The 2,035-nt window shown below is 60.3% G+C and carries 1 protein-coding gene; it reads left to right on the top strand.

Annotated features, from left to right (window positions below):
• The coding region (locus tag AB4043_RS23700; protein ID WP_442308279.1) for an ABC transporter permease at positions 1-2,035 on the top strand (2,035 nt) is incomplete at both ends.

Raw genomic sequence — 2,035 nt, forward strand, 5'->3', positions numbered from 1 at the left:
GGCAACTACTTCGCGACCCTGGGTGTAGGCGCGTATGCCGGCCGTGTCCTCAGCGAAAACGACGACACACCCGGCGCCGCACCCACACTGGTGCTGAGCTACAAGACCTGGCAGGCCGACTTCGCCGGGGACGCAGGCATCGTCGGCTCCACCGTTTATGTGCAGACGCATCCCTTCGTTGTGGCGGGCATCGCGCCTCCCGGATTCTTCGGCGACCGCATCATCTCCAACCCGCCCGACTTCTGGATGCCCCTTGCCAATGAGCCCGTGCTTGAAGGGGCTAACTCCGCACTGAAGGGCGTCGATGAGCTCTGGCTCTATCCACTCGGAAGACTCCGTCCCGGTACCAATGTGCAGGCCTTGCAGGCGAAGCTGTCGGTAGCGTTGCAGCAATGGCTCACCACGCGTCCAACATACGCCGATCATGGGGGTACCGCGCTGATCCCGCGGCAGCATGTCGTTCTTGCACCCGCGGGCGGCGGCATTCAAAGGCTGCAGCAGCAGACGGGCACAGGGCTGCGCATGATGATGATCCTTTCTACGGTGGTCCTCCTCATCGCCTGCGCCAATATCGCCAACCTGCTTTTAGCGCGCTGCACCGCACGCCGCGCGGATGTGGCGGTGCGCATCGCGCTGGGTGCATCGCGGTTCAGAGTCATACGTGAGATTCTCACCGAGAGTGTCTTGCTGAGCCTGATGGGCGGTGCGGCAGGCTTGGCCGTCGCCTACGCCGGTTCGTACACGATGTTGACGCTCGCATTTCCAACCGCCAGAAATATGCCGGTTCAGGCGCTTCCTTCAACCGCGGTCCTGGCGTTTACGTTTGCCGTGTCAGTGCTTACCGGCATTGTCTTTGGAACGGTGCCCGCATGGCTGGCGTCGTATGCGCAGCCAGTCGATGCTCTTCGTGGAGTGAATCGGTCGACCGCAGATCGCTCGTCTCTGCCGCAGCGGATTCTGATCGTCTTTCAGGTAGCCCTGTCGATGGTCCTGCTGGCTGGCGCATTGCTGATGACAAAATCCCTCCGCAACCTGGAGCATCAGAACTTCGGCATCACCACCGCCAACCGCTATGTGGTCTCCATTGATCCAAAGGGAGTGGGTTATACCGTCGATCGACTTCCCGCGCTTTACCAGCAAATTGAAGATCGATTCACCGCGCTGCCGGGAATGGCCAACGTCAGCCTTGTCCGGTATATCCCTCTCGGCGGCAACATGTGGGGCTCCTGTGTTATCCCTCAAGGTCACGCTACGCCGGGGCCAAAGGACCCCTGTTTTGCAGCCTGGGATCGCGCCAGTACACGCTTTCTCGATTCGCTTGGGGTGCCGATTGTGCGTGGCCGCAATTTCTCCACGCGGGATACTGCCACCTCGCAGCAGGTCGTCCTGGTGAATCAGGCCTTTGCCAGGCACTTCTTTCCCAACCAGGACCCGATTGGCAAGCACTTTGGTGTGGGTTCGATCCAGTACTCGGGCGCCTTTGAAATCGCAGGTGTCTTTGCAGACTTCAAGATGACCGATCCGCGCGGCGAGGTGCGGCCGCTCTTCTTCCGTCCGTTGTCTCAGCAGTTTCACGGGTACAAAGAACCGGATGCCGATGCAGCAGAAAAGAGCTCCATGTATCTCAACTTCATCATTCTTGACTTTGTGCAGGCGCCGGCGGACGTCGAGACGCTGACGCGCAGAACGCTTGCTTCCATCGATCCAAACATCCCGGTAATGCATTTCAGCCCCTACGACGTGGAGGTTGCAGGCAACTTCAACCAGGACCGGCTGCTGGCGCGACTCACCAGCGGATTCGGAGCCCTGGCATTGATCCTGGCTTCGGTGGGGCTGTACGGTGTGATGTCCTACTTCGTTGTCAGGCGGACAAGCGAGATCGGCATCCGCATGGCGCTCGGTGCGGCGCGCTCCAGTGTGGTGGCCATGATGTTGCGCGGTGCGCTTTGGCAGATTCTCGTTGGCCTGGGGATAGGCATACCTGCAGCTCTGATTGCCGGCCACTTTATGGCGAGCCTTCTCTACGGAGTGAAGC

The sequence above is a fragment of the Terriglobus sp. YAF25 genome (assembly GCF_052113305.1).
Lineage (GTDB): Bacteria > Acidobacteriota > Terriglobia > Terriglobales > Acidobacteriaceae > Terriglobus.